A 24,914-nucleotide genomic window follows, 5' to 3' on the forward strand; every position below is an offset into this window, starting at 1 on the left:
GCATATTATGGGGAACAAAGAATTACGCATTTTAATTTCAATAATCGGACTGTTGGCTGCGGGGGTGTATATACTTAATTTCTTTGAAGTCATTCAGCATCCATATATTCCAGCTATAGCTGGAGGCACCGTGATTGGGTCTTATTTGGCTGGGGTGTATTTTCAAAAAAGGGATAAGAAGGATTCCGAGTAATTAAATGGTGAAATACGGCTCGGAATGCCATAATTTTACTTTTAAAAATAAGAAGTTATGACGCTTAAAAAATTGAAGGCTAAACAGATAGCATCATTGGTTTATTTACTTGTATGTTTGCTTGTTCTGGGATATCTCCTGATTTTCACCGAGCAGTCCAATATCTGGGTTGCTGTGGGTTTGTTTACACTTCAATCGGCGGTGCTCGTTTATTTGAACGTGATCCTAAAAAATAAAGGATAAACCTACATTTGCGCAAGGTAATTTAACGACTATCCGTCAGCAGCCATTTAAAAGCTAAACTATAAACGGCTTATGCAAATTGAAAAAGCTCCAAAAGGAAAAATCAAGGCATTTGATGATAAACAGATTAACTTATTTTCACAATCCTATAAGACGCAAGGTTTTTAAAATAGTTGGGATAGCGTTGCTCATAGTAGGTTTTGTAATAATAGGAGCTTTTTTAAGTCAATTGGTTTTTTTGGCACTCGGTATAAATCCGGTAGGTTCTGAAAACTCATTGTTAGAACTGGAAGATGAATCAGAAGTAAGGATGATCTTATTGCTTTTACAGGGGTTAAACACACTATTTGTCTATATTTTCCTTCCATTAATCTATATATATTTCTTCCAGAATGATCTAAAACGAGTATTCCTGATACGGACAGAAAAGTTAGGAATGTTTATTCTTTTGTCATTTTTTATTTTTGTGACCGCTCTGCCGATCACATCTTATTTGATTGAATTCAACCAGCAAATGCAGATACCAGCATGGTTTTCTGAACTGCAGCAAGACCTTTTAGAAAAAGAGGCCCTTGCTCAAAAAATAACGGAATTGATAGTTATTTACGATCATTGGTATGAAATAATACCTATACTATTCGTTGTGGCAATTTTGGCAGGTATTGGGGAGGAACTACTTTTTCGTGGTCTTGTTCAAAACGAGATATGTGGCATTTTAAAAAACCATCACCTGGGCATTTGGATTTCTGCGATGTTATTTAGTTTTATCCATTTTCAGTTTCTGGGATTTCTTCCAAGAATGGCGTTGGGAGTTCTTCTCGGCTATCTATACTTCTGGTCAGAAAATCTAGTCGTTCCGATTTTTATCCATATTATTAACAATGCCTTTACTTTTACCCTGCTGAACTTTTATCATCGAAACCCAGATGTAGAAGTTTCAATTGCTTCACCAACAGTGATATTATTAGCAATAATAATTTGTGGAATGTTAATTACGGTATTCTATCGGCATTCTTTAAAAATGAAAAAAATCCAGTTTTTTTAATAATAGATATGGATAGTTCTTATCACCGAACTTAGTAGAGATTATGATTTTTTTAAAAAAATGAAAACATCGTAACCAGTTTCTCCTGAGTTTCCTTATGCAATGGCAGCTCAAAGCTAAAAACCGATCCCTTACCCAACGTTGAGGAAACGGATATTTTGCTCTTGTGCCCTTCCAGTATATGCTTGACAATGGCAAGTCCCAATCCTGTACCGCCCTGTTCCCTGGACCTGCTTTTTTCCACCCGATAAAAACGCTCAAAAATCCGTTTGAGATCCTCTGGAGGAATGCCTTTTCCGTCGTCCTTTACTTTGAAGGTAATGTTGTTTTTGGTTGCTTTGAGATTGATGGTAACTTCTCCGTCTTCTTTATTGTATTTGATGGCATTGGAAATCAAATTCTGAATGACTCGGAATATCTTTTCTTTATCGGCAAAAGTAATGAAGCGACCTTCCGAGCCGGGTTTGAATTTTACCGTCACATTTCGTCTGTTGGCCTTGTCTTCAAGCTGATCTACTACTTCCTGAACGACCTCAGCCATATCAAAGGGAGTGAAATTGAACTTGACAACGCCACTTTCCATCTGGTTTAGCGTGATGAGGTCCAGTACCAACTTCTCCAGATTGTTCATGCTCTTCGCAGCCCGGTTCAAAAACTTGTCCCTTACATTCAAATCTTCCACGGCCCCATCGAGCAAGGTGTGGATATATCCTTGGGCAGCGAAGATGGGAGTTTTTAACTCATGGGAAATATCCGCAATAAATTCCCTGCGGAAGGCATCGTTCTGCTGGAGTACCTCGATTTCGCGGTTTTTCGCCGCGGCATAGGAATTGATTGATCCTTGAATTTTCCGAAGGGGTGAGATGGAATTTTTCGACCCTTTGGGCGTGATATACCCGGGATTTTTCTTTTGAATTTTATCCAAAACCCGGTAGATGTTGCCGACCTCTTTAAAAATTAAAAATTCCAGGGTGATATATATCAGTAAGTAGGCAGCAGAGAGGCAGACCGCTCCCGCTACAATCAAAACCGTGGGTGTACTGTCTTCCATGAGGGATAAGAAGGCAATAACTAACAACGTAATAGCCATCGCCAGCAACATGGATATCCCCCTGGAAGTGTTGAACATTATATTAACCTAGATCAAATTTATAACCGACACCTTTTACTGTGGTGATGTAGTCGTCTCCTATTTTTTCCCGGACCTTGCGGATATGTACATCCACGGTACGTGCCAAAACAAACACATCCGTTCCCCAGATGTTCTGCAAGAGATCGTCCCTGCTGAAAACGATGTTTGGACTTTTGGATAAAAAGTAAAGCAGTTCGAACTCTTTTTTCGGTAAGATAATGATTTTTCCGGACTTGGATACGGTATAACTGGACCGATCTATGACCAAATCACGGACGGTGATTTTGGATACCTCCTGGTCTTTTTTCGTTTCTCTACGAAAAAGTGCCGCTATCCGGCTTAGCAGTGCCCGGGGTTTTATAGGCTTGTTGATATAATCATCTGCTCCGACATCAAAAGCGGCTACTTCCGAATATTCCTCGGATCTTGCTGTCAGGAATATTACAAATGTGCTTTTTAACTCAGGGATCTCCCTGATTTGTCTGCAAGTTTCAACGCCATCCTGAAGGGGCATCATGATGTCCAGAAGTATTACATCAGGAACAAAGGATTTCGCTATGCTCACTGCTTTTATACCATCCATGGCGGTTTCTACTTCATACCCTTCCTTTTGCAGGTTATAGGTCAGTATGTCGATGATATCCTGCTCGTCATCCACGACCAAGACTTTAATTTTCCGTTGATCACTCATACCTTAAAGCCAACTATTTTTCACAGCCTGTTTATTTTACCGCAAAGGTAACAAATCCTTAAAAAGAAGTTATTCCCCGAAAGGACAAGAGGTTAATATCAGCCATTTCCAGACGATAGTATTACCAAATTGTTATCCATTTCAAGAATTTTAGCCGTTTGTTACGGATTTCTTAGCCCTACAGCTTCTGTTATTTCCATATCCAAGGCACCTACCACTAAATCAGCCTTTATCCTTACAGGAATCCTGTTGTCGTCGTCAGTGATCCAAACCTTAATAGGCCGTTCGCCGCTAAATAACTTGTTGGAAGGCATGATCGGCGAAAATACCCGGGTTTCATAGGTGCCGATTCTAGTTTTTATCCGTTGGGTGCCTTCGTATATTAATTTTAGGTTATATATTTTTTTATCGAAAAAACCCCGAATGGTAACTGCTTGACCTTCGCGAAGCGTTCCAAAATTCATCGTACGCAGCATGTAGTAGCCGCTCACGATATCCTGAATGTTAGAGGGCACTCGGAAGCTTTGGGTTTCCACAATCTTTTGATTGTCCCGGTCATATAGCTTCAGTAGGGCTTCGTTTTTGTCATGGTTAAAATCAACAACCTCGTGTTTTCGGTAATTTCCCTCTTCGATGTGACGATAGGAGCGGTAGGGGATGATATTTGCTGTATCCAGATACGTTCCCCAGTTGTCTTTGACATAGAAAAGCCTGAAAATACTCAAGGTCCTACCGTACACATCGATTTTAAAGGAGGGTTTGTTTTGGATATAGTGAATGTTGTCATGGATTACCATTTTAGCCTCGGCGGCATTGAAAAACAGATACTTAACCCGGAAGGTAAGTTCTTCACCCTGGGTAAAAGCCTGGTTTTTCCTCCTTGGTTCGGAGTCCGGGAAATTGAAAGAAAAAAGCAGAAACAGCAAGGCTATTTTTACATTGAGCGACATGGGCATCTTGTTGATTAAAATCTACTGACTCAAAAGCTGTACCAGTATGAAAACCAAAGCTATCAAAATACGATTAGAATAGGAAGTACGGATTTATCAAACTATGGTTATCCTTTTGTTGCGATTCCCCTGACGAATGATTAATTTCACATAAATTTTAGTCGTTACTTTTATACTATCCTAATATACCTATGAATGCGAATTCCGAAAAATTAAAAGCCCTTCAATTAACCATAGATAAGCTGGAGAAATCCTACGGCAAGGGGACTGTAATGAGACTTAGCGACAATGTTGTCCTAGATATTCCCGCTATTTCCACGGGCTCCTTGGGGCTTGATATGGCTTTGGGTATTGGAGGAATACCCCGAGGCCGGGTTATAGAAATATACGGCCCGGAGTCCTCGGGTAAGACTACCCTTTCCATGCACTGCATTGCCGAAGCCCAAAAAGCCGGTGGTATGGCGGCATTCATTGACGCGGAACATGCCTTTGATAAGGCCTATGCCGAAAAATTGGGAATAGATATAGAAAACCTGCTAATATCCCAGCCTGACAATGGCGAGCAGGCCTTGGAAATCGCCGAACACCTGATCCGTTCAGGAGCAATAGATATCATTGTGATTGACTCGGTAGCAGCCTTGGTGCCAAAGGGAGAACTCGAAGGAGAGATGGGCGACAGCAAAATGGGTCTTCAGGCCCGTCTGATGTCCCAGGCGCTTCGAAAACTTACAGGAGCGATTAATAAAACCGGCTGCGCATGTGTGTTCATCAACCAGCTCCGGGACAAAATAGGGGTCATGTTTGGGAATCCGGAGACCACTACGGGCGGTAATGCCTTGAAATTCTATGCGTCAGTTAGATTGGATATCCGAAGGATAGGTCAAATCAAGGAGGGGGCAGATAATATTATGGGTAATCGAACCAAAGTGAAGGTGGTTAAAAACAAGGTTTCCCCTCCGTTCAAAGTGGTGGAATTTGACATCATATATGGAGAAGGTATTTCGAAAGTCGGCGAAATCATCGATTTGGGTGTGGAGTTTGAGATCATTAAAAAGGCTGGTTCCTGGTTTTCTTATGAAGGAAATAAATTGGGGCAGGGTAGAGATGCAGTCAAGACGCTGCTCCTTGACAATCCTGAACTCATGGAGGAACTTGAATTGAAGATTAAGGAAAAAGCAGGGCTGAAATTGAAGGCATCCAAGGAAAAGCCAACCAAGGAGAAACCAGTAAAGGAGAAGCCGGAGAAAGAAGAGAAATAGGTATCCTGAAATCCGATGTAAATAATAAAAGAGGGTGTCGATTATTTCGACACCCTCTTTTATTTAATCTACATGCAGGCATTCTCCAGAATCTTTCTAAGTGATTTGCTTTAGTTTTTAAAACTGCCTTTCCAAGCTTTAAATCAGGCAGAACGAATGGCTTCTACGGGATCGAGTTTGGCTGCCATGGAGGCTGGAATAATGCCAGCAAGTATGCCAATCACCGAGGAAAGGCCAATTCCAAGCATAATATTTTTGAAACTTAAGATGATTTCCAAGCTTCCCAACGAGACAAAGGTCGCCATATATACTAAAAAAAGTCCGGCAAGACCACCTATTAAACTTAAGAATGTTGCTTCAAATAGAAATTGATATAGAATAAAGAAGTTTTTGGCACCTAGAGACTTCTGAATTCCAATAATATTTGTTCGTTCCTTTACCGATACAAACATAATATTGGCAATCCCAAACCCCCCTATCAAGATGGAAAATCCACCAATCACCCAGCCTGCCAAACTGATTACAGTGAAAATTGCACCAACGGCATTTTGGACAAACTCGGATTTATTTAAAGCGAAATTATCTTCCTCAGTGGGCTTTAACCCCCGCTTTGCGCGAAGCAGACCGGCCATTTCATTTTCCAAAGCGATCAGATCCTGATCATCGTCAAGACCCTTAGCCGCAATAACTGGTTCTATACCATATCTCCCAACGGAGAATATTTTTGAGAAGGCACCATAGGGAATTAAAAGTGCCTCATCCTTGGATGGGGTATCGAAAAGTCCTTCTCCTTCTTCTTCAAAGACTCCCACAATGGTAAACTTCAGTCCTTTGATTTTCAGCTCTTTTCCCAGTACACTCTGCTGACCTGGAAAGAGGGCATTGGCAATTTTCACGCCTATGATAGTGACATTCCTGGAAGCGGAAATTTCCAGTTCAGTAAAAAACCTTCCTTCCTGAATCGGAACTTCATAGACCTCTTTGTGGTTAAACACTACACCTTGAAGAGAAGCGCGCTCGTAAGAGTTGCTTGCCTGCTTCACGGTGGTATTGGCCTCCGCAAAAATTGTGACAGCTTCTGCGTTTTTCAGCCGTTCATTCAAAAAAGTGTACTCTGCCAGAGTACCTGGTGGACGGCGGAAATATTTCCACCATGGATAATTTTGAGGTCCGGAGGCAAAAGGAAAACGGTCCACACGAACCACATTTGTTCCTAGAAATGTGAGACTGTTTTTAATGTTGTTCTCAAGGGAATCCACCAGCGTAAAAACGGCGATGATGGCAAAAATACCAACTGTTACTCCCAATAGGGATAGGATGGTTCGCGTGAGGTTTGATTTCAGTGCCTGAAGGGCAAATCTGAAACTCTCCCAGATAAGTCGAAGTAATAACACAGCTTAATGGGTTAATTTAAAACTATTTGGCAAGTTAGATACATTTCGGCAATATTCTTGCTATCTTTGCATTTTTTATGACCTATTCTAAGTAAGCATTCATCAGATTAAATACCTAATATCATACACATGAAATCGAGCATGACTCAAGCGTCACACACCGGGATGATTAAATCATGCGAGATTCCATATGGCCATTGAAAGAAAATTATAAACATATGAAATTATCAGATTTCAAATTTGAAGTTCCCAAAAAACTAATTTCCCTTTATCCTACGGAAAACAGAGATGAATCGCGTCTTATGGTGGTCCACCGATCTACCGGACTTATCGAACACAAGGTATTTAAAGATATCATTGACTACTTTGAAGAGGGGGATGTGTTTGTCACCAACAATACCAAAGTATTCCCTGCGAGGTTATACGGAAATAAGGAAAAAACGGGTGCGAAAATAGAAGTTTTTCTGTTGAGGGAGCTGAATCGGGACCTCAGATTATGGGATGTATTGGTAGATCCGGCAAGGAAGATCCGGGTTGGAAACAAATTGTATTTTGGAGACAGTGATTTAGTTGCTGAGGTGATTGACAACACCACATCAAGGGGAAGGACAATCCGATTCCTTTTTGACGGTACTGATGAGGAGTTCTTCAAGACTATTGACATCTTGGGAGAGACACCCATATTAAAGGACTTTATCGAACGTGAAGTGGAGACTTCAGACCGGGAACGGTATCAGACCATATATGCCAAACACGTTGGAGCTGTAGCGGCACCTACTGCGGGGCTACACTTTACCCAGCATTTACTGAAAAGACTTGAAATTAAAGGAGTGGCTGTAACGCCAATTACCTTGCACATTGGGTTGGGTACTTTTCGTCAGGTAGATGTGGAGGACTTGACCAAGCATAAAATGGACTCTGAGAACTACGACATTTCCCAGGAAACAGTAGATTTGGTCAATAAAGCACTCGACAACAAAAAGCGTGTGGTTTCTGTAGGTACAACTTCGCTTAAGACCATTGAGTCTTCTGTTACTGCCAATGGACGTCTGAAAGAGAGCACCGGCTGGACTGACAAATTTATCATTCCTCCCTACGAGTTTAAAATTGCCAATGCGTTGGTGACGAATTTTCACCTTCCGGAGTCCACACTGTTGATGACTACCGCTGCATTTGGCGGTTATGATCTGATCATGAAAGCCTACCAAGAAGGCATCAAAGAAAAATACCGGTTTTTCTCCTACGGAGATGCCATGTTGATATTATAATAAGAGGCGCTTCAGGCGCCTTTTTTTGCTTTTAGCTTCAACGTGAATTCTTTTAAAACATGAAAAAAGCAGCCGTAATCGTAGCGGGGGGCAGTGGAACCCGAATGGGGGCATCCATGCCGAAACAGTATCTCCCAATAGGAGGGAGACCGATTTTGATGCATACGCTAGACGCTTTCTACAAATATGATCAATCGCTGGTTCTCATCCTTGTCCTTCCTGCTTCCGATCATGACTTATGGAAATCCCTTTGTCAGTCCCATTCTTATCAGGTACCCCACAGCTTAGTGTCCGGTGGGAGTTCCCGCTTCCAGTCCGTTAAAAACGGACTTCTCGGCTTATCCGTAGATATTGATTTGGTGGCTATACATGATGGCGTTAGACCCTTTGTCGCCCAGGCGGTTATCCGTGAGGGTTTTGATACTGCCGCATCGGCTGGCAGTGCCATTGCGGTCATACCATTAAAAGATTCCCTTCGCAAACTTGGAGCCAAGGGGAATTCCATTTTCCAAGACCGGCAACAGTTTCGGTTGGTACAGACCCCCCAAACTTTTCAGACAAAAAAAATCCTTCAGGCCTTTGAAACGGATGAGCTTCTCCAATTTACCGATGACGCTACTGTCTATGAGCATATGGGGTGGGAGGTAACCCTTATACCTGGCAATTTGGAAAACATCAAGATCACCACCCCTGAAGACTTGGCCTATGCGGCTTATTTGCTTCAAATATCCCAGCAAGGGAGGTGACATTCACCGATTAATTCCGCTTGTTTACCGATTTTTTGGTTTGCCTTACCTTTTTACGCTTGTCATCCTGATGGGCAAAGGCTATTTTTATCAAATAAACCAATCCAGACAGACAATGAACAACAACAACAAAACTTTCGGCATCCTGGTACTCATAATCGGGATTTTGCTTTTGCTCAAGCAAGTAGGTGTTTATTTTCCCCATTGGATATTTTCGTGGCCCATGATTCTGATTGCCATAGGAATAATCATCGGAGTGAAAAGTGGCTTTCGAAACTCCGGATCGCTTATTTTGCTGATTATCGGATCTTTTTTTCTACTGAGAAACAACGATCTCCTACCAGACCACTATGGAAGTTATCTTCTGCCCGTTGGCTTGATTATGTTGGGGATAATTATACTGTTCCGCAGACCCAGCCAAAAAGGCTTAAATTGGGAAGGAAATTTTGACCGCTTTGAGAGAAAGCTCCGAACCGGAAAAGCGGGAAAGAAGCCAGAGGAGGATGCTTCGGATTACTTAAATGTGGAGGCCATCTTTTGCGGAATCAAAAGGAGATTGATAACCAAACAGTTTAAGGGGGGTGAAGTGACTACGATTTTTGGAGGTACGGATGTTGACCTGAGTCATGCCGATCTGGAAGGTACGGCGGTGCTGGATGTTTCTGTAGTATTTGGAGGGATGAAATTAATTGTTCCATCCCACTGGGACGTAAATTTTGAGGTGAGTAATATTGCAGCAGGAGTGGAGGATAAGCGTTTTATGCAGCGGGGACCGGTAGATGCGGATAAAAAGCTCATTATTACTGGGTCTGTTATATTTGGAGGAATAGAAATATCATCCTATTGATTTGACATGAAGACAATGTCAAACGATTTGAAAAGCAAGCAGTTTAACAAATGGTTTTGGATTGGATCCCTGGGGATACTTACCTCAGGGATGAGTTTCCTGATCAGTTATTATGGGCAGGAATGGCTGCTGGCCATACAGGACGGATTCGTCTATGCCACACTGTTGCTTATCAGTACTCAAGTATTGCTGACCGTATACCCCTATTTCCGCCCCTCATTCACGGGATATAAAGCAGCACTGGTATTCCCTGCCATACTCACAGTGTCTGTGGTATTTGTCGGCCGAATTTTACTTATATGGTTATTTAAAGAGGATTCGGCCTATCGTCAATTTTTGGATCAATCCCTTCCGCTACGGATGGCCTTTGTGCTCCTCTTCTTGTATGGGATCTCCGTGCTTATTCTTTTCAGGAATGAAGTGGAGCTTGCATGGCAGAGAAAAGAACACGACTCAATGACTGATAAAATGACGAAGGAGGCAGAGCTGTTTTATTTGAGACAGCAGTTGCAGCCCCATTTTTTGTTTAACAGCCTCAACTCAATCAATGCCTTGGTTGGGAAAAGACCCGAAGAGGCAAGGGACATGATTCAATCGCTTGCCGATTTCTTCCGTCTTACCATTCAGAAAGACACCGGTATCAGCGAAAGTTTTTCGAAAGAATGGGAACGGATTGTATTATATCTGAAAATGGAAAAAGTGAGGTTTGGAGATCGCTTGGAAGTGAATATGGATATGGAGGAAGGCGCTGATGCCCTTTTGCTGCCTCCCTTGCTGTTACAGCCCCTGGTGGAGAACGCCATAAAATTTGGCCTGTACGGCGTGCTGGAAAAGGTAGTAATCCGGGTAAATGCTTCCCGAAACAGCAACTACCTTCAGGTAGCGATAAGTAATCCCTATGACCCTTCTAACGGGTTTCCCAAGGGAACCGGGTTTGGATTGGAAAGTGTCCGGCGAAGGCTTTATTTGCTTTTTGGACGCAATGATCTGGTAAAACATCAGGCACATGGTGACTGGTTCGAAGTTACACTCAAAATACCCCAATTATCATGATACGCGTGGCAATCATCGATGACGAACCGCTGGCACACGAGATCCTGCAGGAATACTTGATGGAGGACAAGGATATCGAGGTGGTAGGGAATTACTACAACGGGTTTGAGGGAATCAAGGGAATCCAAGAAACCAATCCGGATTTGATTTTTCTCGACATTCAGATGCCAAAGATCAATGGGTTTGAAATGCTGGAACTGATCGACAACGCACCTAGCGTTATCTTCGTGACAGCCTTTGATACCTTTGCTGTCAAAGCCTTTGAGGTGCATGCGATGGATTACCTTATGAAGCCATATTCAAAGGAAAGACTAAGTCAAGCCTTGCTAAAGTACAGGTCTTTCCGCAATGAACCACCGGAACTTAGCAACGTAGCCTATGCAAGTGCTGAGTCGGATATATTGGAAAGGGTAGTCGTCAAGACAGGAAATAGGATTGAGGTGATACCCGTACATGAAATCTTGTACTTGGCAGCAGAGGATGATTATGTGGCCATTCAAACTCCCAAAGGTAAATTTCTAAAACTGCGTACCCTCAAGACATTTGAGCAAATGTTGGATCCCAAATACTTTGTCAGGGTACATAGGTCTTACATCATCAACTTGAAGGAAGTGACAAGAATCGAAAATTATGAAAAGGGGGGGCAATGTGTTTGGTTAAAATCGGGAGCTCAGATCCCAGTTAGTAAGCAAGGGAGTCATAGGCTAAAAGTGGCTTTTGACAGCTAGAATGGAAAAAACAACTACCCCTGCTTTGAATTCAGGGGTAGCTGGTTAATATTCGTCTTCGTTGAAGAAGAAGTCGTCTTTGGTGGGGTAATCCGGCCAAATCTCTTCAATATTCTCATACGGCTCACCGTCATCCTCCAGTTCTTGGAGATTTTCTACGACCTCAAGCGGTGCACCCGAACGGATAGCAAAGTCAATCAATTCATCCTTGGTGGCTGGCCACGGTGCGTCTTCCAAATAGGAAGCAAGTTCTAATGTCCAATACATATGTTTATGCAATTATATTATATCCCCTGATTCGGGAGGCAAAAATATAAATTTTATTTGATTTAAAGCGATAACGAATTAATTGTTTGTAAGTTCCTTTAAAAGGTAATTTTTTACTTCTAATTTTCGGTTGAACCCATAAATTTTCCGCTGAATCATCACATCGAATTCTGCCTCATTGCTTCGGAAGTTTTCCACGTTGTCTTTTATGGTGTCCAGTTCCTTTTGATCCCTTGCTATCAGATCTTTCAAGATGCCGGCCTTAATTGTATTTTGTTCACTTTTTTCCTTTTGATCAAAGTCCTCATATTTGGAATGGGCAAGTTTGTCCAAAAAAGATTTTTCAAAAACCAAGTCCGTTGAGAATACGAAGGTCTTTATACTTTGTTGTGCATTACGCGGTTTTTTTGGAGGAAGTTTTTTCCATTCCGCCTGCAGTTTTTTTGCTTCGTACATCACGCCCGCACTGCTGGGCCCGGCAGACAATATCTGCATTTCCTGTGCCAGCTTTTCAATCTTTTTGATCATCAATCCTGGACTGAGGGTCGGGACGCTTTGCATGACACGCTTGTATTTTGAAAAAATCCGATTGTTCAGTTTGGAAAACTCATCCCAAATCGGCTGTCTTTTGTCGGCCGGAACCCGTCCGGATTCCTTCCACTTCTTTTGGATTTTCTTGCTTATTTCAAACGCAAGCCGCACATCGGCCATATCATGTGCTTCTCGGGCTTGTTCCAGCAGGTTCTCGTATATCTTTAAATTTTGCTCTGCCTGCAAAGCCAGCCCGTCAAAATAGTTTTTCCGGTTGCCATAAAAAACATCTAAGGCATCTTGGAAAGCTGTCTCCATGGCTTCTTCCAGTTCCTTACTTACCGGACCAGTCTTAAGCCACTTTACTTTTAGGTTTTTGAATTCTTCCGAATCCTTTTTCCAGTCGGTACTGTGCATGAGGGCTTCTGCCTCAGCGATCAGCCCCCGCTTGAGTTCCAGGTTTCGTTCCCTATTTACCTGAATGATCTCTTCCAGGTAGGATTCTTCTTTTTCCAGTTCTGCGATCAGACTCGGGAAATCACCCAAGGCATCATACGTGAGCAGTGACTCCTTGAGATGGATAAGCTTCATGAGAAAGGAACCCTTGTTTTGATTCTCCTCAATGTCTTTTTTCAGTTTTTCGACTTTTTGCCTGACCATCTCAAATCTGTCCTCAAAATACTTGATGGTAGACTCCTCACTTTCCTTTACCTCCCCGATAACCCTATCCTCCTGTCCCAAAAATCCTTTGAGGTAAACGTTGCTGTCTTTAATATATCCAAAAGGGTGTTCCATGGGGTGTTGCGGCTAGGTTTTAAAATAGTGGCTTTTCAAAATGCAAATTAATTAAATAAGGGCCATTTATCCTAAGAAAGGCGATTTTTTACCATATTTGTTACCTATTGTGACACCAAAATTAAAAACACAGTTCTATGAGTAATGAAAAGATTATATTTTCAATGGCCGGGGTTTCCAAGATTTACCCTCCGCAAAAGAAAGTATTAAAAGATATTTACCTGTCATTTTTTTATGGTGCAAAGATCGGAGTACTTGGGCTTAACGGTTCGGGAAAAAGCTCCCTGCTCCGTATCATTGCAGGTGTGGATACTGAATTTTTGGGAGAAGTGGTATGGTCTCCCGGCTATTCCGTGGGCATGCTCGAGCAGGAACCCCAATTGGACCCGGATAAAACCGTCAAGGAAGTGGTGGAGGAAGCGGTGGCCTCAACAGTGAACCTGTTGAAGGAGTTTGAGGAAATCAATGAGAAATTTATGGACCCGGCACTGATGGATGATCCGGATGCCATGGATAAATTGATCGAGAAGCAGGGAGAGGTACAGGAAAAACTGGATGCCTGCAATGCATGGGAACTGGATGTTATGCTGGACAAGGCCATGGATGCCCTGCGGCTTCCGCCAAGTGATGCCCCAGTCAAAAACCTGTCCGGAGGTGAAAAGCGAAGGGTTGCGTTATGCAGGCTCCTTCTTCAGGAACCTGATGTGCTTCTACTCGATGAACCCACCAACCACTTGGATGCGGAGTCGGTTCATTGGCTGGAGCAACACCTTAAAAACTATAAAGGCACGGTCATAGCCGTGACACACGACAGATATTTTCTTGACAACGTGGCAGGTTGGATTCTAGAATTGGACAGGGGTGAGGGCATACCTTGGAAAGGGAACTATTCCAGCTGGCTGGATCAAAAGCAGCAGCGCCTAAAGCAGGAGGAAAAGACCGAGTCCAAGCGTCAAAAGACGTTGGAGCGGGAACTGGAATGGATCCGTATGTCTCCAAAAGCCAAGCAGTCGAAGGGCAAAGCCCGGCTTAACGCTTACGATAAACTGGTAGGTGAAGAAGGAAAAGAGCGCGAAGCCAAACTGGAACTCTATATTCCACCTGGACCACGACTTGGATCAAAGGTGATCGAGGCAAACGGCGTTTCAAAAGCCTATGGCGATAAGTTGCTTTTTGATAATCTTTCTTTTTCATTACCTCAAGGCGGCATTGTAGGAGTCATCGGGCCAAACGGTGCAGGTAAATCCACATTGTTCAAGCTCATTACAGGGCAAGAAAAGGCCGATGCAGGGCATTTTGAAGTAGGGGAAACGGTAAAGCTCGCCTATGTAGATCAAGAGCATGATGATTTGGACCCAAACAAAACCGTTTATCAGATTATATCGGAGGGCAGTGAATTTGTGAAGCTGGGGAACAAGGAAATGAATGCCCGTGCGTATGTGGGGAAATTCAATTTTGCGGGAGCAGATCAGGAGAAGAAAGTAGGCGTGCTTTCCGGTGGTGAGCGGAATAGGGTTCACTTGGCGATGACGCTGAAAAAAGGCGGAAACCTGCTGCTGATGGATGAACCTACCAACGATTTGGATGTGAATACCCTTCGATCCTTGGAGGAGGCGTTGGAGAATTTCGGGGGATGTGCTGTGATCATTTCCCACGATAGGTGGTTTTTGGATAGGATATGTACGCATATTCTGGCATTTGAAGGGGATTCTCAGGTATACTGGTTTGAAGGCAATTTCTCCGATTACGAGGAAAACAAGAAAAAACGTCTGGGTGATCTTACGCCAAAGAGGATTAAGTATAGAAATTTGAAGTAAGTTTAAAAAAGCCGGAAAGGGGTGGGGTTTCCCAGGTCTTTTCGGCTTTTTTTTATTTTCCTATAGCGATTTGAAATTGAATAGGATTTTTTGGCGGTTTTCTGTTTATGAAAATACGTTCTAAGGAGAGCAAAATTAAGAGTTATGGCTCAACCTAGAAGTTAGCACCAATACTATAATAAAATGAGCTTAATCGATCATATTGAAAAATGGATTATAAAAATGTTCAAATTCAATGAAAGGGAGACTGGAGGAACTGATGCATTTTATTTTCCAGAAGGAATCGTAATTGAAAAAATAACCACTGAAGACGAGCACGTTTATGGATACTTTAGTTCTAAGAAAAAGACCTATTATTTCACAAATACTTCATTAGTAATTGATAACGGTCAGACAGAACGTATTAGAATACACGATATAACTGCAACCAATGGAGCATTTCGTTCCGACCATAAGGCTATTTTCGTCGAAGCAGCAGGTAAAAAAATTAATATTACTATTTCAGATTTTCCCTATCGAATTCAGCAACTCTTTTTGTTTGGAAGAATGCTGGGAAGCCAATGGATAGGTTGTGACTGTTATTGAAGCGGAAGAGTATGACCTTAGTCATCCTGTACATTTTGTCATTGAAGCGTTGCATAGTGTGGTGGAGGTGGGGATAATTAAGGAGCCGTTGAAATAAATTAGAGCTTATGACAGCAGATGGGAAAATAGAAGTTATGGTAGCATCTTCGGTTATTGGTTACGAAGATCAAGTGGAACGTGTATGCGGACTGTTTGAACAAATGGGCTATCATCCCATCAGCTCACATTACAAAACAATGCCTGTTGACCCTTCAAAACGAAACTTGGAAAACTGTTTGACAGCAGTTGAAAATTGTGATGTATTTTTCGGCATATTAAGACCCTTTTATGGTACAGGCGTAATTGGAGAAACTTCAATCACTCACGAAGAAATGAAAAAAGCCATTAAAATGAAAAAGCCCAGATGGTTTGTTGCCCATCGTGATATTCGTGTGGCTAGAGTGCTTTTGAAGCAATATAGGTATTTACCTGATGGGAGTTTGAATCCTGATTTTGCATACAAATCAAATAAGTTGATGGATGACATTCGGGTAATTGATATGTACAATGATACTATTTTGAATGACATACCAGCAGAGGAACGTGTTGGGCATTGGACGGATGAGTATTTCAATATCAAGGACATTGAAAAGGTTATTGAAACCCAGTTTGGCAAAATGGAAAGAATTTTTGACATCATCGAAAAAATGAAAACAGTATGAAAATAGGTGATGTGAACTATATACAAGATTTATTGCAGAAGAAGGAATCCACAACTTTGGAGTTTAAAGCTCGCTTTGACAAAGTAGGCAGTGCTAAAGTGATTTGTTCTTTTCTCAATCGAGATGGCGGACAATTGGTAATTGGGGTTGAAGAATCACAAAAAGTTATGGGCGTTCAAAATGCTAAGAATTTGGCATTGGAATTTAAAAATCACTTGATCACAGAGATTGTTCCTGAACCTGCAATTTCGGTCGATATTCAAAAAGTAGAAAAGAAAGAATTGCTCGTTATTTCTGTTTGGAAAGGTCCAAATCAGCCCTATATATACAATGGAGGGGTTTATTACCGAGTAGGAGCTTCAACTGTGCAGGCAAGCTCGAAGCAACTAGCTGAATTAATTCACAAAGAAACTGACCGCAATCAGCGGTGGGAAACCAAGTCTGCTATTGAAGTGGAGGTTGAAGAAATAGACTTGAGTGAAGTTTTGGATTGTATAGAAGATTCCAACAATACTGGACGTGAACAAAGTTTACCCGACAATCCACTTCAATTTTTAAATAAATACGGTTTATACAAAAATGGCGACTTCACGAATGCGGCAGTTGTTCTTTTTGGAAAAAATCCTGTAAAGTATTTTCCACAAGTGCGGGTGCGTTTATCTGTTTTCAAAACTGACAAAACTGGTGAACGGCTTCTTTATGATAAATATTTTGACCATAATTTATTCAAATCAATTCGACAGTTAACGGATTTCTTTGATTTGGCTTATGGTGTTTCCAGCTCCTTTCAGTCCACAAAATGGACTCGAACAGATAAAGTTTCTTTTCCAAGGTTAGCAATTCGAGAAGCCATTCTGAACGCCTTCGTTCATCGGGATTACTCTTCCTTTTCAAGTACCATAGCAATTAATATTTACCCTGATAAGCTACAAATAAATAGCTATGGAAAATTACCAAAGGGAGTTAGTGTCAAATCATTATCCGAAGACCATTTGTCTATCCCCGTTAACCCCGACATTGCCCACATTTTCTTTTTGAGAGGCTGGATAGAAAAAATCGGGATTGGAACTGTAAAAATGATCGCTCACTGCAAAGAACTTGGTTTCAAAACACCTATATGGAAGGTAAAAGGCAATACAGTATCTGTTACATTTCCTGATGTAGTAGTTCCATTTAACTACACTGAGGGAATAACTGAGGGAATAACTGAGGGAATAACTCGATTGGTAGATGAGGGAGTATCTGAGGGAGTAATTGAGGGAATAACTGAGGGAGTAAAGGAGTCTATGGTTCAGATAGTTTCACTGATTCTAACTGAAAAAAGCATTAGAGCATCTGAAATCGCTGAAAAACTTAATAAGCCTTACAAGACGTTAGAGCGTCACATTTCTGTGCTTAAACAACTTGGTGCAATTGAATTTATAGGGTCTAATAGAACTGGCGGTTATAAAGTAACTGAAAAATTTAGGAATCTAAGCGTTAAATAGTTTTGAGATGAAAATAAAAAGGTTGGGGAAGAAGCCCGATGCCCTACCCTACGTTTTGCGGCATGCGGGGTGAAGTGGTTATATTCAAGCTCAGTTTTCCAAAATTTTAGGTAGGTGGTGACTGCGGTATGTTTTGCTGTTGAAAATCCATAATTCCGAAACCGAAACGCCAAGATCACGTTGGGAAAGGAAGATATAGACGGAATATGGTAAGGGAGGAGGGTGTATTAGATTGTTGTACAACAATTGAACAAGGAAATCGATTAAGATTCGTAATTTAGGGATATGGAAATGAACTTACAGGCGACAAAACTTGAATTGATTCAATGGCTTTCAACTATTGATAACCCAAATATCATTGAAAAAATTCTGGCCATTCGAAACAATGAAAAGGAAGATTGGTGGGAGAATTTATCAACTCTCGAAAAAGATTCGGTCAATAAGGGCATTGAGGATGCTGATGCGGGTAATCTAAAAGATCACGGTCAAGCCAGAAAGATATATGGTAAATGGCTTTAAGATTCGGTGGACAGATCATACCTTATTCGAATTATCGGAAACTGTAAAGTACTTAGAAGAAAATTGGACAGAAAAAGAATTGATTCAATTCGCAAATGCTGTCGATAATACGGTTGAGATTATATCCCGACATCCTGAAATTTATCCGGTTTCTAACAAGAAAAGGAAAATCAGGAAAGCTGTAGTAGATAAAAATAACATTATATACTATAGGGTAGTAAAGGACTCAATTCAAATTCTCTCGGTATTTGGAACGAAGCAAGATCCTTCGAAAAGGAAATAGATAACCGTTGCGCATAAGCGCATCTCCTGTGACATCCGGTAGTAGCAAGTATTTGTCGCCGAATCCACACGCTTGGCCTCTATGACCGACGAGGATGCAGAAGGTAAAATTGTATTTTTGGAAAAGATGAAGCCATATGTTAAGAATATAAGTGGAAACCGTGGGTAGGTTGCGGTATGTTTTGCTGTTGAAAATCCATGTTTTCGAAACCGAAATGCCAAGATCCCAGTCGGTAAAGAAGATATAGACGCGATAGGGTGAGGGGAGTTGCGTATATAGGATTGATTGTTAGGGGCAAGTTTGGGGGGGTGGACGGAAAAAATAAAGGAGATTAGATTTATGATTGATTACAGATTAAAAGACAAAGTAGTACTTATAACAGGAACTAACAATCCAAAAGGGATTGGTGCGACAATGGCACTATCATATGCAGAGCAAGGTGCAAAGGTTGCAATGGTTTATAAAAAAATGGATTTTGAATATAAAGAAGAATTAGCTACAGGCGATTGTGTTGATTCTTATTTTAAAGCATTATCTATGGATTGCTCAGAAGTAGAAAGGGCAATTTCAAATATTACTAAAGATTATGTTATCATTGAATCAGACATTTCCATTGCAAATAATATTGTTGACATTTACGATAAAACCGAATCTACACTTGGCAAGGTAAATATCCTTATTAATAACGCAGCTGGATATCCTGTTCAAGATAGCATATTCAACATACAAAATCAGGATATTAAATGCACTTATGAGACAACTGTGCAAGGTACAATTATGATGATACAAGAGTTTATTAAACGTGGATATGATGGATTAATTGATTCTGGTTTTAAAGATATACAAGAAACATCAATTAGCTATGGAACTCATAAGCCATTAAGCACTAATCGTCATTATGGAAGGATTATCAATTTTAGTACAGATACAGCACAGATTATGTCAGGGCAGATTGCCTATGGTTCAAGTAAAGCAGCTATTGAGGCTCTAACACGTTCAATTGCAATGGAAGTTGGATATCTTGGTGTAACAGTTAACACAATAGCACCTGGGCCAACTCAAACAGGCTGGATGAATGATGAGTTGATAGAGAGTGTGTTACCTCAGATTCCAATAGCAAGAATAGGCACCCCACAAGACATTGCTGATACTGTCTTGTTTCTAACGTCTGATAAGGCTTCTTGGGTTACAGGACAGGTAATCAAAGTGTCTGGGGGGCACGGGTTATAATTGAAGTTCTAAACAAGGATAAATTGAATAAGATAAGAACCAGTCCCTTACAGACGATGTGCAAAAAAACGGGTTCAGGTCTTATATGAAGTTTTGTGCTGGGTGTCGTTTTCAGTATTGACAGACAGTTTAGTGCTTAAAAAAGCAGATCAATTTAAAATTTCGTGCCTTTAAAAGATGGAAAATCCACTTATTTATTAAACGAATCACCATTAACCCTGAAATTTGTCACGGGAAACCTACCATTAGGAATAAGCGGTACACTGTAGATTTGATTCTCGACCTTTTGTCCGCCGGATCAACTCATGCTGAAATATTGGAAGATTACCCTAATCTGGAAGAAGAAGATATTTTAGCATGCTTAGCCTATGCGACCAAAGTAACAAAGTATTCGAGCTACACTAGAATTTCAGAATGAAGCTGATTGTGGATGCGCAACTTCCAACAAAGTCTTTAGAAACCTCTCTATGTCGGAGACTTTATTGCTCCGAAATCCCACACAAACGTTTATACTTGGCCGTTGGGAAATAATAGAATAATAGAATATCGATATATTTTATTACCGCACGTTTCCAAAAGCATCCATACTGGGGACCTAGTCAAAATCGAAACATTTTCGAAAACACTTCCCCCCACCACGAAATCATTCTTCTTTTTCCTAAAATATCCACTGATATTATCGCCTTTTTTGTTTCTTTGTGTCCTGAATTACTGCTTGAAGAAACATGATAAGACAGTTGCTGCTACGGCCCGGTGCTGAGGAATTGAACTATGAGATTAGGGGCATTGTGAAAAAAGCCCGCCAAATCGAACAGTTGGGTTTTGATATTACCTGGGAAAACATCGGAGACCCTATCCAAAAAAACAACACCATCCCTGCCTGGATGAAGGAAATCGTGGCTGACCTAGTCAGTCAGGACCATTCCTACGGCTATGCGGATTCCAAGGGCATGATGGAAACCAGGAAGTTTCTGGCAGCCATCAACAATGCCAAAGATGGAGTGAAAATCACGGCTGAAGACATACTCTTTTTTAACGGCTTGGGTGACGGTATTGCGAAGCTGTATCAATTCTTAATCCCAACGGCACGAATCATCGGCCCTTCTCCGGCTTATTCCACACATAGCTCTGCGGAGGCGGCGCATGCTAACACCAGCCCGATTACTTATAAGCTGGATCCGGATAACAGCTGGTATCCGGACATGGAAGACCTATATAATAAAGTAAAATACAATCCCACCATTGTAGGAATTCTTATCATCAATCCGGACAATCCCACCGGAATGGTTTATCCCCGGGAAGTATTGCAGCGTTTTGTGGAAATCGCAAGGGAATTTAAATTGCTGCTAATTGCGGATGAGATTTATCAAAATATCACCTATAACGGATTTGAAGCAATCAGCCTGGCCGAAGTGTTGGGGGATGATTTGCCGGGTATTTCGCTGAAAGGAATATCCAAGGAATTTCCATGGCCGGGTTCCCGTTGTGGTTGGATGGAATTTTATAATAAGCATTCCTCCATAGAATTCGCGAAACTCTGTCAAACCTTGGAAAATGCCAAAATGATAGAGGTTTGCTCCACCATGCTACCCCAATTGGCTATTCCCAAAATCATGAGCCATCCCTTATATGCTGCCTACCGAAAAGAAGCAAATTCTAGAATCGGTAGAAGAAGTCAGTTGATGGAAGATGTGCTCGCCGGCGTAAAAGGCATCAAGTTTAACAAAACGAAAGGAGCTTTTTACAATACGATCATTTTCGACGAAAGCTTGTTGGATGACAAGCAGTATCTGCCAGTTGCGGATCGTCGGGTACAAACTCTTTTGGACGGCTGGCTTTTGGAGAAAGAAATGCCCCATGACAAACGCTTTGTTTACAACCTGCTGGCGGCAGACCAGATTTGCGTTGTTCCGGTATCGTCGTTTTGTTCTGATTTGAGGGGATTTCGGGTTACGCTACTGGAGGAAGATGAGGCTGTATTTGAAGACACCTTTGTAAGATTGGCCAAGAGTATTGAATTCTACTTGAAGTCGTCACAACGGGTAGCTCTTTCCCTTTCTGAGTAGGAATTGGTCCCTTTCCTTGATCTCCTTCATTACGGATATTTTTGAGCTCTTCCAGGGGCTCATGTTCTTCCTCTTCCAAGGGAGCTTGATCCCCCAGGTTATTCAGGTCGGGCTGTCCGGCAAGGATCCATGCGGTGTACCACATATCGGCTACCATTTTGATGGTTGAGCGCATCTGACGCTCAACCTGTCCTTGCAGGGCTTGATGGTAGGCGATGGTAAATCCCTTGGAATAAACCCGGGTATTGATGCCACCCCTCTCTTCAAAGCTGAATTTTTTGTTTTGCGGAAAATTTGCGTCTAGTTGCTTTTCAAAAAGCAACACCGAATCCACTGCTTCGTGGGAGCGGATGACGGCATCCCAAATTGCCAACTGGGGCTGCTCCAGATAGTCTGCTTTGCCAATTAAAAAATCATAATCCTCCGCCAGCAGCTCAGGGATACGGCTTTCCCAAAACCCATGAATGCCATATTGTCCGGTTAATTGCCCATTATAATTCATGGTGGTGTGCAGTGGTACATGGATATCTCCGATATAATGCCCCAAGTCTGCCGAAATCCTTAAAATAGCCTTTTTGTCTTTTGCCTGCATTGCCCGGATAAGTTGGAGGAAGGTCTGATACGTGCTCCAAGGGGCGATTCCGTGTTCCCTTAGATGTTCTTCCCCATATTGTTCCACGGCGGCAGACCAGTAGCGGGGCAACAGATAAATCGCACTGTCCCCATAAGCGTCAGCATCCAAAAAGTGTTTTTCAGCTTCCCCTTTTACCGCATACCTTCTCCGGTCTGGGTTTACCGCATTTTCGGTGATGTAGGTAATGTTTGCCTTAAAGAAACCGATCATCTCAGGAGGCAAACTGAATACCGCCTGCCGGTTGATCTTTTTATGGGCATAAAAACCCCAGGCATACCCGGGCTCCGAAGAAGCAATCAGAGCCAGGCAGAGGGTACACCAAAGTAATAGTTGAAACTTCCCCATACCTTCAAGAAAAATAAACAGTAGGATAAGTTAGCAAAAATTCGAATAATGAGCAAATGAAAACTCCTCTTTATCAAAGAGATGTCTCCAAATTAAGCCTGATGACCTCGAATGGAGTACTTGTGGTCTAGTGTGCACATACGACTGCCTTAAAAAAATTTTCCTATATTTGCCTTCTCAGAAGCACCAAAGGGGTGACTCTTGCAAATTTTTCCGCTTTAATTTCAATTATTTTTGCGGTTAAAAATAATTCCATTAAATTTGCATTCCAATTCGTCAAATAGGTTTTAGCAATCAAGTAGTATATATATGGCAAATCACAAATCGGCTCTTAAAAGAATTCGTTCAAACGAAGCAAAGAGATTAAGAAACAGGTACCAAGCCAAAACAACCAGAACTTTTATCAAGCGTTTGAAAAATGCTGAAGACAAAGCTCAGGCTCAGGAACTGTTGAAAGAAGTAACTTCTATGTTGGACAAATTGGCCAAGAAGAACATCATCCATAAAAACAACGCGGCCAACAAGAAGTCAAAATTGACTAAAATGGTTAACGCCTTGGCATAATCTCAGCCGTAAAAGATAAATACTTAAGCCCTTCCTTACGGTTGGGCTTTTTTTGTTGGGCAATTTTTAATATTTTTATCGGGTTCCGGCGACAAAGTCCATACTTCGAGATGGGGAAGATTTTAAACACATTCCATTCGCCGCACATTTAGAAAAGGTAATTTTTGTAACCCGAATTTTTGTCAGATGGGAGAAAATTCATCGATACCGATTTCCCTACTTGCAGAGGAAGACCGACCCAGGGAAAAATTGTTGCTGAAAGGAAAGGCATCCCTAACGGATGCGGAGCTGATTGCTATTCTCATAGGTTCAGGTACCACTTCTCTCAGTGCTGTGGACTTGGCTAGAAACATTCTAAGAAGTGTGGATAATGACTTGGCCCAGTTGGCAAGGATGACCGTAAAGGACCTGCAGCGCTTTAAAGGAATTGGAGAGGCCAAAGCCATTTCCATAGTCAGTGCCCTGGAATTGGGCAGAAGGAGAAAGGAATTGGAACCGCAGAAAAAGGTGAAAATCCAGAGTTCAGGGGATGTCTACCAACTTATGAAGCCGGAATTGATGGACGAAACGGTAGAATTTTTTTACATTATTTTGCTAAGCAATTCCAATCATGTCATACGAAAACACCTGATCAGTCAAGGAGGATCCAACGCAACCATTGTCGATCCAAAGGTAATTTTTAAGCAGGCCATGGACTATTTTGCCTCCTCCATCATTTTGGTTCACAACCACCCTTCCGGGAACCTAAAACCTTCGAGACAGGATGAAGAACTGACTAGAAAATTACAAGCTGCTGGGAAAAGTTTGGAGCTTCCGGTGATAGATCATGTTATTTTCGGAGATAGTGGCTATTTTAGCTTCGCCGATGAAGGCAGAATGTAACTTAGGCCTATGAACCAAAAAAATATTGTAATCCTGCTAATTGTTGTCGTGGTATTGGGGTCTCTAATTTATACGCTTTCGGGAGGAGAGAGTACAGAGCAATATACTGAACGGATAGAAGCTGAGCGTGAGCGGCAGTTTAAATACCTAAAATTCAATTTTGAGTCTCCATTGACCGAACCCCAAAAGAAAGAACTGGACAAGCTTAGCTTTTATCCCGTTGATGAATCCTATAAGGTAAAGGCACGCATGGAGCCCATTGAGGTAAAGAGAATGGTGCAAATTCCGCTTACAGACGGATCGGTGGAGAAATATGTGCGACATTCTTTTGCTGTTTTTGAACTTAACGGTCAGGAAGTTAAGCTTTTGCTTCTTCAAGCAGCGGATGAAGTGGACAAGAGGAATTTCTTTTTAGCTTTTGCGGATCAGACAAGCACCGAGGAGACGTATGGAGGAGGCCGATACCTTAATCTACGACAGGATGGTCAGCGCTCTATAACCATTGATTTTAATCTTGCTTTCAATCCCTATTGTGCGTATAACCCTGATTATGCCTGCCCTATTCCCCCCAAAGAAAACATCTTGGAAATCCCGATACCTGTAGGTGAGAAAAATTACTCCAAATAAAACGTTAGCGCGGTACATTTCTCTTAAATTTG

General features: G+C 41.7%; 27 protein-coding genes. 20 read left to right on the forward strand and 7 right to left on the reverse strand.

Going from position 1 to position 24,914, the window contains the following annotated elements; all coding sequences use genetic code 11:
• Nucleotides 1–7: 7 nt before the first annotated feature.
• From FQ608_RS20845 to FQ608_RS20855, 3 genes are all read left to right on the forward strand, one after another.
• A complete protein-coding gene (locus FQ608_RS20845; protein WP_158860430.1) occupies nt 8–193 on the forward strand; it encodes a hypothetical protein in 186 nt (61 codons plus the stop codon).
• 57 nt (nt 194–250) lie between these two features.
• On the forward strand, nt 251–436 hold the full coding sequence (locus FQ608_RS20850) for a hypothetical protein (RefSeq protein WP_158860431.1): 186 nt from the start codon (nt 251–253) through the stop codon (nt 434–436).
• 79 nt (nt 437–515) lie between these two features.
• Nucleotides 516–1,481, forward strand: a complete 966-nt coding sequence (locus FQ608_RS20855; RefSeq protein WP_158860432.1) for a CPBP family intramembrane glutamic endopeptidase — start codon at nt 516–518, stop codon at nt 1,479–1,481.
• A gap of 52 nt (nt 1,482–1,533) precedes the next feature.
• Here FQ608_RS20855 and FQ608_RS20860 read toward each other — a convergent pair whose 3' ends face one another.
• From FQ608_RS20860 to FQ608_RS20870, 3 genes are all read right to left on the reverse strand, one after another.
• Nucleotides 1,534–2,610: a sensor histidine kinase gene (locus tag FQ608_RS20860; RefSeq protein WP_158860433.1), complete on the reverse strand. Its 1,077-nt coding sequence runs from the start codon at nt 2,608–2,610 to the stop codon at nt 1,534–1,536.
• A gap of 4 nt (nt 2,611–2,614) precedes the next feature.
• Nucleotides 2,615–3,304 (reverse strand): response regulator transcription factor, encoded by a 690-nt coding sequence (locus FQ608_RS20865; RefSeq protein WP_158860434.1) that lies wholly within the window; start codon nt 3,302–3,304, stop codon nt 2,615–2,617.
• Nucleotides 3,305–3,465: 161 nt separating this feature from the next.
• Nucleotides 3,466–4,254 carry a DUF3108 domain-containing protein gene (locus tag FQ608_RS20870; RefSeq protein ID WP_158860435.1) on the reverse strand — a complete coding sequence of 263 codons (789 nt, stop codon included), beginning with the start codon at nt 4,252–4,254 and terminating at the stop codon, nt 3,466–3,468.
• 191 nt (nt 4,255–4,445) lie between these two features.
• Between FQ608_RS20870 and recA the strand changes: the two genes are divergently transcribed.
• On the forward strand, nt 4,446–5,513 hold the full coding sequence (gene recA / locus FQ608_RS20875; protein WP_158860436.1) for a recombinase RecA: 1,068 nt from the start codon (nt 4,446–4,448) through the stop codon (nt 5,511–5,513).
• A 143-nt stretch (nt 5,514–5,656) separates the two neighbouring features.
• Here recA and FQ608_RS20880 read toward each other — a convergent pair whose 3' ends face one another.
• Nucleotides 5,657–6,907: an ABC transporter permease gene (locus tag FQ608_RS20880; RefSeq protein ID WP_158860437.1), complete on the reverse strand. Its 1,251-nt coding sequence runs from the start codon at nt 6,905–6,907 to the stop codon at nt 5,657–5,659.
• Nucleotides 6,908–7,125: 218 nt separating this feature from the next.
• On the opposite strand from FQ608_RS20880, the gene queA reads away from it, so the two are divergent.
• Genes queA through FQ608_RS20905 form a run of 5 tightly spaced genes read left to right on the forward strand, consistent with a single transcriptional unit; the run spans nt 7,126 to nt 11,549 of the window.
• Nucleotides 7,126–8,175, forward strand: a complete 1,050-nt coding sequence (gene queA / locus FQ608_RS20885; RefSeq protein ID WP_158860438.1) for a tRNA preQ1(34) S-adenosylmethionine ribosyltransferase-isomerase QueA — start codon at nt 7,126–7,128, stop codon at nt 8,173–8,175.
• Between the two features lie 59 nt (nt 8,176–8,234).
• Nucleotides 8,235–8,921 (forward strand): 2-C-methyl-D-erythritol 4-phosphate cytidylyltransferase, encoded by a 687-nt coding sequence (locus tag FQ608_RS20890; RefSeq protein WP_158860439.1) that lies wholly within the window; start codon nt 8,235–8,237, stop codon nt 8,919–8,921.
• Nucleotides 8,881–9,768, forward strand: coding sequence for a LiaF transmembrane domain-containing protein (locus FQ608_RS20895; RefSeq protein WP_234364310.1), 888 nt, complete (start codon nt 8,881–8,883; stop codon nt 9,766–9,768). The genes FQ608_RS20890 and FQ608_RS20895 overlap by 41 nt, the downstream gene beginning before the upstream one ends.
• A 6-nt stretch (nt 9,769–9,774) precedes the next feature.
• Nucleotides 9,775–10,821, forward strand: a complete 1,047-nt coding sequence (locus tag FQ608_RS20900) for a sensor histidine kinase (RefSeq protein ID WP_158860440.1) — start codon at nt 9,775–9,777, stop codon at nt 10,819–10,821.
• On the forward strand, nt 10,818–11,549 hold the full coding sequence (locus FQ608_RS20905; protein ID WP_158860441.1) for a LytR/AlgR family response regulator transcription factor: 732 nt from the start codon (nt 10,818–10,820) through the stop codon (nt 11,547–11,549). The genes FQ608_RS20900 and FQ608_RS20905 overlap by 4 nt, the downstream gene beginning before the upstream one ends.
• Nucleotides 11,550–11,594: 45 nt before the next feature.
• Here the strand turns inward: FQ608_RS20905 and FQ608_RS20910 are convergent, their stop codons facing one another.
• Nucleotides 11,595–11,816 carry a DUF2795 domain-containing protein gene (locus tag FQ608_RS20910; protein WP_010855875.1) on the reverse strand — a complete coding sequence of 74 codons (222 nt, stop codon included), beginning with the start codon at nt 11,814–11,816 and terminating at the stop codon, nt 11,595–11,597.
• A 78-nt stretch (nt 11,817–11,894) separates the two neighbouring features.
• Nucleotides 11,895–13,142 carry a DUF349 domain-containing protein gene (locus FQ608_RS20915; protein WP_158860442.1) on the reverse strand — a complete coding sequence of 416 codons (1,248 nt, stop codon included), beginning with the start codon at nt 13,140–13,142 and terminating at the stop codon, nt 11,895–11,897.
• Nucleotides 13,143–13,279: 137 nt separating this feature from the next.
• Between FQ608_RS20915 and ettA the strand changes: the two genes are divergently transcribed.
• The 8 genes from ettA to FQ608_RS20955 all read left to right on the forward strand — a co-directional run bounded on the left by ettA (nt 13,280) and on the right by FQ608_RS20955 (nt 21,830).
• Nucleotides 13,280–14,959 (forward strand): energy-dependent translational throttle protein EttA, encoded by a 1,680-nt coding sequence (ettA, locus tag FQ608_RS20920; protein ID WP_158860443.1) that lies wholly within the window; start codon nt 13,280–13,282, stop codon nt 14,957–14,959.
• Between the two features lie 183 nt (nt 14,960–15,142).
• Nucleotides 15,143–15,544: a hypothetical protein gene (locus FQ608_RS20925; RefSeq protein ID WP_158860444.1), complete on the forward strand. Its 402-nt coding sequence runs from the start codon at nt 15,143–15,145 to the stop codon at nt 15,542–15,544.
• A gap of 107 nt (nt 15,545–15,651) precedes the next feature.
• Entirely contained in the window at nt 15,652–16,245 is a 594-nt protein-coding gene (locus FQ608_RS20930) for a DUF4062 domain-containing protein (protein ID WP_158860445.1), read from the forward strand.
• Nucleotides 16,242–17,732 (forward strand): RNA-binding domain-containing protein, encoded by a 1,491-nt coding sequence (locus FQ608_RS20935; protein WP_158860446.1) that lies wholly within the window; start codon nt 16,242–16,244, stop codon nt 17,730–17,732. Before FQ608_RS20930 ends, FQ608_RS20935 begins: the two co-directional genes overlap by 4 nt.
• Before the next feature lie 285 nt (nt 17,733–18,017).
• Nucleotides 18,018–18,251, forward strand: coding sequence for a hypothetical protein (locus FQ608_RS20940; protein WP_158860447.1), 234 nt, complete (start codon nt 18,018–18,020; stop codon nt 18,249–18,251).
• A 622-nt stretch (nt 18,252–18,873) separates the two neighbouring features.
• Nucleotides 18,874–19,764 (forward strand): SDR family NAD(P)-dependent oxidoreductase, encoded by an 891-nt coding sequence (locus FQ608_RS20945; protein ID WP_158860448.1) that lies wholly within the window; start codon nt 18,874–18,876, stop codon nt 19,762–19,764.
• 211 nt (nt 19,765–19,975) lie between these two features.
• Nucleotides 19,976–20,182, forward strand: a complete 207-nt coding sequence (locus FQ608_RS20950; RefSeq protein WP_317168942.1) for a DUF433 domain-containing protein — start codon at nt 19,976–19,978, stop codon at nt 20,180–20,182.
• 310 nt (nt 20,183–20,492) lie between these two features.
• Nucleotides 20,493–21,830, forward strand: coding sequence for a pyridoxal phosphate-dependent aminotransferase (locus tag FQ608_RS20955; RefSeq protein WP_158860522.1), 1,338 nt, complete (start codon nt 20,493–20,495; stop codon nt 21,828–21,830).
• Here FQ608_RS20955 and FQ608_RS20960 read toward each other — a convergent pair.
• Nucleotides 21,715–22,809: a zinc dependent phospholipase C family protein gene (locus FQ608_RS20960; RefSeq protein WP_234364311.1), complete on the reverse strand. Its 1,095-nt coding sequence runs from the start codon at nt 22,807–22,809 to the stop codon at nt 21,715–21,717. The genes FQ608_RS20955 and FQ608_RS20960 overlap by 116 nt on opposite strands.
• A 309-nt stretch (nt 22,810–23,118) precedes the next feature.
• Between FQ608_RS20960 and rpsT the strand changes: the two genes are divergently transcribed.
• The 3 genes from rpsT to FQ608_RS20975 all read left to right on the forward strand — a co-directional run bounded on the left by rpsT (nt 23,119) and on the right by FQ608_RS20975 (nt 24,882).
• Complete coding sequence (rpsT, locus tag FQ608_RS20965) at nt 23,119–23,373, forward strand: 30S ribosomal protein S20 (RefSeq protein ID WP_158860449.1); 255 nt, start codon at nt 23,119–23,121, stop codon at nt 23,371–23,373.
• Nucleotides 23,374–23,559: 186 nt separating this feature from the next.
• A complete protein-coding gene (radC, locus tag FQ608_RS20970; protein WP_158860450.1) occupies nt 23,560–24,255 on the forward strand; it encodes a RadC family protein in 696 nt (231 codons plus the stop codon).
• Between the two features lie 9 nt (nt 24,256–24,264).
• The gene (locus FQ608_RS20975; protein WP_158860451.1) at nt 24,265–24,882 is read left to right on the forward strand and encodes a DUF1684 domain-containing protein; all 618 of its coding nucleotides are present in this window, start codon (nt 24,265–24,267) and stop codon (nt 24,880–24,882) included.
• The last annotated feature ends 32 nt before the right edge of the window (nt 24,883–24,914 follow it).

It is taken from the genome of Lunatibacter salilacus (genome assembly GCF_009797935.1).
GTDB lineage: Bacteria > Bacteroidota > Bacteroidia > Cytophagales > Cyclobacteriaceae > Lunatibacter > Lunatibacter salilacus.